The organism is Prevotella sp. OH937_COT-195 (assembly GCF_003932845.1).
Taxonomy (GTDB): domain Bacteria; phylum Bacteroidota; class Bacteroidia; order Bacteroidales; family Bacteroidaceae; genus Prevotella.
The window spans coordinates 174,274-181,150 of the sequence record NZ_RQZH01000003.1 but is presented as its reverse complement, the minus strand read 5'-3'; the positions used below and the strand labels follow the sequence as shown (position 1 = coordinate 181,150).

Genomic DNA, 6,877 nt, shown 5'->3' with positions numbered 1-6,877 from the left:
GGATATTGTTCAGGTGGAGCATAAGAAAGAACGACAAGAAAAAAAATGAACTTGAAAACGACATAATACGAGACCATGAGAACAAGATAAAACTGTAAGAAACAATATCAATGTATGTTCCTTAAAATACTCGAATTCGGGATCATAACTCATCATAAATTTGGTAACATGCGGAAACTGTTATATCTTTATTGTATTCAAAATCAATAAAATACAAACTAAATCCGCCATTGTTACCGAGTACAAAGTTTTTCACTTTGTTCAAGAAAACTCCGGAAATCTTCTGTATTATCGATGAATTTAACAAGAATTTTAATGCCGAATTTGATAAAAATCTATGTGAGTTCGGTATAAGAGGGATGGTTTAATCCTCCTCCTTTAAATGTGGATTAAATATATTAAAATAAATCTTTTATACCGAACTCACGTTAAAAGGTAATCAGGTATTACATCGGTATGACAATGTGCAACTATATGCACCGTTAATATCCGTCGATGTCAAAGTTTTTCTCCATAGCAAAGGTCGCCGGCATCACCGAATCCCGGCACGATATACTTGTGTTCGTCCATTCCCGGATCGATGGCGGCAGCCCATATCGTACTATTCTCCGGCGGGAGAGACTGCTTCAAAACATCAAGTCCTTCGGGTGTGGCAATGACACATGCCACATGCACCTGACTCGGTTTGCCGCTTTTGACCAATGCCTCGTAAGCGGCAGCCATCGAACCTCCCGTGGCAAGCATCGGATCGACTATAATCAACGTCTTGCCTTCTACCGACGGGCATGCCATGTACTCGGTGTGAATGCCCACCTCGGTATGCTCGCGATTGGTGTACATGCGGAATGCCGAAACGAAACCGTTCTCAGCATGGTCGAACACATGCAGGAAACCCTCGTGAAACGGAAGACCGGCACGCAACACCGTGGCAATGACCAACTTGTCTGCCGGCACTTCCACGCTTGCCGTTCCGAGCGGTGTCTCCACTGAAACCGGGGCATAAGTAAACAGTCTCGAGATGTTGAAAGCCATTATCTCCCCAATCCTCCTTATGTTGTTCCGGAACAAAGTCCGGTTCTTCTGATATTCCTTGTCACGGATCTCGGCAAGATATTGTCCGAGTATGCTCTGCTGTTCACTAAGATTTATTATTTCCATTTATATATGTATTATACTTAAATATTATATGCGCTTACCCATACACGTTTCCGGAAGACACACAACAAGAGAAAAGCCATTTCCCGTGGTGTTAATGTCTTCATAATCTCATTATTAAATAAACTAATGCGCAAATATACGAATAATTACGTTTTTTTGCTAACTCTGTGTGACAAAAATGTTTCATATCCGTATTTTTTTTAATACTTTAACCAAAAAATCCACGCACACCGTATTTTTATTATGCAAAAAAATACTTGTTCGGGGAAAAACAACTAACTTTGTGCCCGAAATATTAAAGTATTATATAATTAAGTAAAAACGAACTTTTAAATATTTATTAATTTATGGCAAAGTTAGATTTGACACAGTATGGCATCACCGGCAGTACGGTGATTGCTCACAATCCGTCTTACGAAACCCTCTTCAACGAGGAAATGAAACCTGAACTCACCGGCTATGACAAGGGTAAACTTACCGAACTTGATGCAGTGAACGTGATGACAGGCATCTATACAGGACGCTCGCCTAAGGATAAGTACATTGTTGACGATGCACAAAGCCACGACAAAGTGTGGTGGACAACCGAAGAATACAAGAACGACAACCACCCCATGAGCGAGGAGGTATGGAACAAGGTAAAGGAAATCGCAATCAAAGAACTTAGTAATAAGAACCTTTATGTTGTTGACGCTTTCTGCGGTGCCAACGAAGGAACACGCCTTGCAGTGCGTTTCATTGTGGAAGTGGCATGGCAGGCACATTTCGTTACCAACATGTTCATACGCCCGACGGCAGAAGAGTTGGAGAATTTTGAGCCGAATTTCGTAATCTACAACGCATCGAAAGCCAAGGTAGAGAACTACAAAGAACTCGGAATGAACTCGGAAACCTGTTCGGCTTTCAACACCACAAGTCGCGAACAAGTAATCATCAACACATGGTACGGCGGCGAGATGAAGAAAGGAATGTTCTCCATGCAGAACTACTACCTGCCGTTGCAAGGCATCGCATCAATGCACTGCTCTGCCAACACCGACAAGAACGGCGAGAACACCGCCATCTTCTTCGGTCTGTCAGGTACCGGTAAAACCACTCTCTCAACCGACCCGAAACGTCTCCTCATCGGCGACGACGAGCACGGCTGGGACGATGAGGGCGTGTTCAATCTCGAAGGCGGTTGCTATGCAAAGGTAATCAATCTCGACAAAGAGAGCGAGCCGGACATATACAACGCCATCAAACGCGACGCACTCCTTGAGAACGTAACCGTTGCCGAAGACGGCAAGATTGATTTCGCAGACAAGAGCGTAACCGAGAACACCCGCGTATCGTATCCGATAGAGCACATCACCAACATCGTGAAGAAAGTGAACGGCAAGAGCGCAGGACCCGATGCAAAGCAGGTTATATTCCTCAGCGCAGATGCTTTCGGTGTACTTCCCCCGGTATCTATACTCGATCCGGAACAGACAAAGTACTATTTCCTCTCCGGATTCACGGCAAAACTCGCCGGAACAGAGCGCGGCATCACAGAGCCTACTCCCACATTCTCAGCATGTTTCGGACAGGCTTTCCTCGAACTTCACCCCACGAAATATGCCGAGGAACTCGTAAAGAAGATGCAGAAGAGCGGTGCAAAGGCTTATCTCGTTAACACCGGCTGGAACGGAACGGGAAAGCGCATATCCATCAAGGATACACGCGGTATCATAGACGCAATACTCAACCACTCGATTGACGAGGCTCCGACGAAGACTATACCATATTTCAACTTCACGGTGCCCACAAAACTCGAAGGCGTTGACCCGGCAATACTCGACCCGCGCGACACATACGCAGATGCTTCACAGTGGGACGAGAAAGCAAAGGACCTCGCAGGACGTTTCATAAAGAACTTCAAGAAGTACGAGACCAACGAAGCCGGCAAGGCTCTCGTGGCAGCAGGTCCGAAACTTTAAAGCATAAGGAAATCTTTTTCCAACATAACGAAAAAGTACCGCAGGCAACAATCTGCGGTACTTTTTGTTTATCATATTTTGTATATTGTGTTTAAACCCCAATCTGTCATTAGACCGCATTTGCTCAGATTTGCTATTGTCGTTACGCTTCCCAACTGCTTTAGCCCGCTACGCCTTCTATGAAACGGCTGCACATCTGCCCAACAATCGAACAAAATCGGTTGAGGGTTCTAATGACCGATTGGGGTTAAAATATTCAAGGATTGAGATCTCTACGCGAGTTCGGGATAAGATCCATTAAAAAGGAGTTCTAACTATCTCGATTTTTCCACATGTACCGGCAATGCTTTTGGTTTGTTCTCGAAGAAACAATATGCAGTAAGTGCCGAGCACAGATTCGTTATGAAGTTATGTACAGACCTGTGTCGTGAATGGACGAGGTTTGCCTTGTTCTTGAGCAATTCGTTGACGCACTCTGTACGTGTACCTTTTCCGAAGCATTATTTTATCCCACATTGGTATTTTTAGGTTTACTTTCTTTCACTTTCCGACATTTGACCTTTACGATTATGATAACGCCTGCCGATGCCTCAAAAACAGATTTTTATCAAGTTCGGCATTAAAATTCTTGTTAAATTCATCGATAATACAGAAAATTTCTGTAATTTTGTCCTCGGTAATCATGGAGTGTTTTGTTTGTATTTTATTGATTTTAAATACTATAAAGATACAACATTTTCCGCGGATTACCAAATTTCATGATGATTTCTTATCCCGAACTCGCATATAAAATAGAAACAATAAAAACAAGATATAATGAAACCTGAAAGATTGGAACGTACATCGGTAGATGGTAGCAAGCTCAACCTTGAAGCACTCTACCATATAGTCCCCTCGTGCTTTACCGAAGAGAAGGACGAAAAGACGGGGGCTGTCAAGCACGTTGTCAATTTTAAGATCCTGCGCCAACTGCTTGGCGACAATGCTGTGGAGGATAGTGAGGAAATGTATCAGTTTACATGGCCGGGCAAACAGGCTGCCCGCCGTGAGGCTTCCGCCTCTATAACCGACACCTTGCGCCCCGTACCCGAGGACTCCATAGATTGGGATACCACCGAGAATCTCTATATCGAGGGCGACAACCTGCGTGTGCTCAAGCTCTTGCAGAAGGGCTATATGGGTAAGGTGAAGATGATTTACATTGATCCACCTTACAATACGGGCAACGACTTTGTGTATCATGACGACTTTGCACATACTGCCGAAGAGGAGGAACTTGCTGCGGGTAATGTGGACGAGGAGGGCAACCGCTATCGCAAGAACCTTGATAGCAATGGTCGTTTTCACTCCGATTGGTGCTCAATGATCTATAGCCGACTGTTGGTGGCTCGCTCGTTGCTGACAGAGGACGGTGTGATCTTTATTTCTATTGATGATAACGAAGTTCGTAATTTGAAGAATATTTGTGATGAAGTATTCGGAGAAAAGAATTTTGTTGGACAATGGAATTGGTTCAAGTCTGCGACCCCTCCTAATTTATCTAAGAAAATAAAGAAAAATATAGAATATGTTTTATCTTACCATAATGGTGCAAACACAGATATGTTCTGTGGTATAAAGAAAGTAAGCTCAAGTGATGATCCTTCAACAAAGCCACAGAATAGTTATAAAGTTTGGAAATTTGCTCCTAAAACAATTAACTGTAAATTTAGAGATGGAGTTATCCCTAAAGGAACTTACGGAACGGAAAAGTTTCCTAATGAGCTACTTAATGATTTAACAGTCAAGAATGGCACTAATGAAAATGAAGTGTCCTTTAGAAATAGATTTATATGGGTTCAAGAAACTTTAGAAGACCAATTGAATAATGGCACTGTTGTTAATTTATCAAAGCAACTTGTCATTTCATACAAAAAAGCAGAATATGGTGCGGAAGCGCCACCAAATTTAATAGACAGCAGTGTTGGTGTGTATACGACAGAATATGCCGGTAATGAACTTACGGAAATGTTTGGAAGAAAAGTCTTTGATTATCCCAAACCAGTTTCTTTGTTAAAGTATCTGATTAACTTTTATATAAAGAAGGAGGAAAAACAATATATCCTCGATTTCTTTTCAGGCTCTGCTACCACAGCCCACGCCGTTATGCAATTAAATGCAGAGGATAAAGGGAACAGAAGGTACATTTGCGTTCAATTACCCGAAGAAACTCCCGAAGACAGCGAGGCTCGTAAGGCAGGCTATAATACAATCCCCGATATAGCCAAAGAGCGCATCCGTCGTGCCGGTAAGAAGATAAAGGAGGAGTCACCTCTGACAACGCAAGATCTTGACACCGGTTTCCGCGTATTCCGCCTCGCAGACAGCAATTATGAGAACGTTGAGAAGTCGCCTGACGAGTACGACCAGCAGATGCTCGATCTCTTTGCCGACAACATCAAGGCAGACCGCACCGACTTAGACCTGCTCTTTGGTGCCATGCTTTCGTGGGGTGTTCAGCTCTCGCTGCCGATGCAGACCGAAGAGGTGGACGGTTGCAAAATATACACCGTAGATGGTAACGGCTTAGTGGCCTGCTTCGCCGAGAACATTACGGAGAATGTGGTGAAGGCTATGGCGGACAAGCAACCTCTGCGTGTACTCTTCCGTGACAGTTGCTTTGATGAAGACAAAACCAAAATCAATATTTTTGAGCTGTTCAAGCAGCAACTCGACTGGGATGAGAATGAGTCAATGCAAAATATCAGAGTGATTTGAGGAAATATGAATGAGAACAACAAGATATTGATATATACCGGTCAAGATGGTTTGACCAAGATAGATGTTAAACTGGAGGAAGACACCTTGTGGCTTACTCAGGCGCAGATGTGTGAGTTATACCAAACGAGCAAATCGAATGTGAGTGAGCACATTAAGCATATCTTTGAGGAGGGAGAACTTATGGAAGAAGCAGTAGTTCGGAAATTCCGAACTACTGCTGCCGATGGTAAATCCTATTTAACAGCCTTCTACAACCTCGATATGATTATCGCCTTGGGGTATCGTGTACGCAGCATCACCGCCACTCGCTTTCGCCAATGGGCTACGTTGCGTCTGAAGGAATATATCACCAAAGGTTTTACGCTCGATGATGAACGGTTGAAGAAGTTAGGTGGTGGCGGCTACTGGAAAGAACTGCTGGATCGTATCCGCGACATTCGTGCCACAGAGAAAGTGTTTTATCGCCAAGTGTTGGAGATTTATGCCACCAGCATCGACTACGACCCACGTGCCTCTGTCTCGCAGGAGTTTTTCAAAAAGGTACAAAACAAGATTCATTATGCCATACACGGACACACGGCAGCAGAATTGATAGCGGAGCGTGCCGATGCTGAAAATGATTTTATGGGGTTACTTACTTTTAAAGGAGGGCAACCCACCTTAGCCGAAGCACGCACGGCAAAGAATTATTTGGATGATAAGGAACTCCGTGTAATGGGGCAGTTGGTATCGGGTTATCTCGACTTTGCAGAGCGTCAAGCCGAGAAAGAGCAACCCATGACGATGAACGACTGGGCAAACTATCTGGATCGAATACTTACCATGACGGGCGAACAACTGCTACAAGATGCAGGCAAAGTGTCGCACTCGGAGGCAATGGAGCATGCCGCCAATGAGTATCGTAAATATAAACAACGTACCATCAGCGATGTAGAACGCAATTACCTCAATGCCATCAAGCGTTTGGAGGAACGAGGTAAAAAAGGAAACAATTAGAA

The 6,877-nt window shown here is 43.8% G+C and carries 5 protein-coding genes and 1 pseudogene; 4 read left to right on the top strand and 2 right to left on the bottom strand.

Going from position 1 to position 6,877, the window contains the following annotated elements; translation table 11 throughout:
• Positions 1 to 498: 498 nt before the first annotated feature.
• Complete coding sequence (upp, locus tag EII32_RS02810) at positions 499 to 1,158, bottom strand: uracil phosphoribosyltransferase (protein WP_125233935.1); 660 nt, start codon at positions 1,156 to 1,158, stop codon at positions 499 to 501.
• A gap of 347 nt (positions 1,159 to 1,505) precedes the next feature.
• On the opposite strand from upp, the gene pckA reads away from it, so the two are divergent.
• Both pckA and EII32_RS12040 read left to right on the top strand, forming a co-directional pair.
• Complete coding sequence (gene pckA, locus EII32_RS02805) at positions 1,506 to 3,119, top strand: phosphoenolpyruvate carboxykinase (ATP) (RefSeq protein ID WP_125233934.1); 1,614 nt, start codon at positions 1,506 to 1,508, stop codon at positions 3,117 to 3,119.
• Positions 3,120 to 3,249: 130 nt separating this feature from the next.
• Positions 3,250 to 3,420 carry a hypothetical protein gene (locus tag EII32_RS12040; RefSeq protein ID WP_158611112.1) on the top strand — a complete coding sequence of 57 codons (171 nt, stop codon included), beginning with the start codon at positions 3,250 to 3,252 and terminating at the stop codon, positions 3,418 to 3,420.
• Between the two features lie 13 nt (positions 3,421 to 3,433).
• Here the strand turns inward: EII32_RS12040 and EII32_RS12455 are convergent.
• Positions 3,434 to 3,644 (bottom strand): annotated as a pseudogene (locus EII32_RS12455) (transposase); the annotation flags it as partial.
• Positions 3,645 to 3,935: 291 nt separating this feature from the next.
• On the opposite strand from EII32_RS12455, the gene EII32_RS02790 reads away from it, so the two are divergent.
• Complete coding sequence (locus EII32_RS02790) at positions 3,936 to 5,876, top strand: site-specific DNA-methyltransferase (RefSeq protein ID WP_125233933.1); 1,941 nt, start codon at positions 3,936 to 3,938, stop codon at positions 5,874 to 5,876.
• Between the two features lie 6 nt (positions 5,877 to 5,882).
• A complete protein-coding gene (locus tag EII32_RS02785; RefSeq protein ID WP_125233932.1) occupies positions 5,883 to 6,875 on the top strand; it encodes a virulence RhuM family protein in 993 nt (330 codons plus the stop codon).
• Positions 6,876 to 6,877: the final 2 nt, after the last annotated feature.

Bases quoted from the DNA above. Each gene is read 5' to 3' on its own strand.
- upp (WP_125233935.1), bottom strand. From the start codon at position 1,158: ATGGAAATAATAAATCTTAGTGAACAGCAGAGCATACTCGGACAATAT.
- pckA (WP_125233934.1), top strand. From the start codon at position 1,506: ATGGCAAAGTTAGATTTGACACAGTATGGCATCACCGGCAGTACGGTG.
- EII32_RS02790 (WP_125233933.1), top strand. From the start codon at position 3,936: ATGAAACCTGAAAGATTGGAACGTACATCGGTAGATGGTAGCAAGCTC.
- EII32_RS02785 (WP_125233932.1), top strand. From the start codon at position 5,883: ATGAATGAGAACAACAAGATATTGATATATACCGGTCAAGATGGTTTG.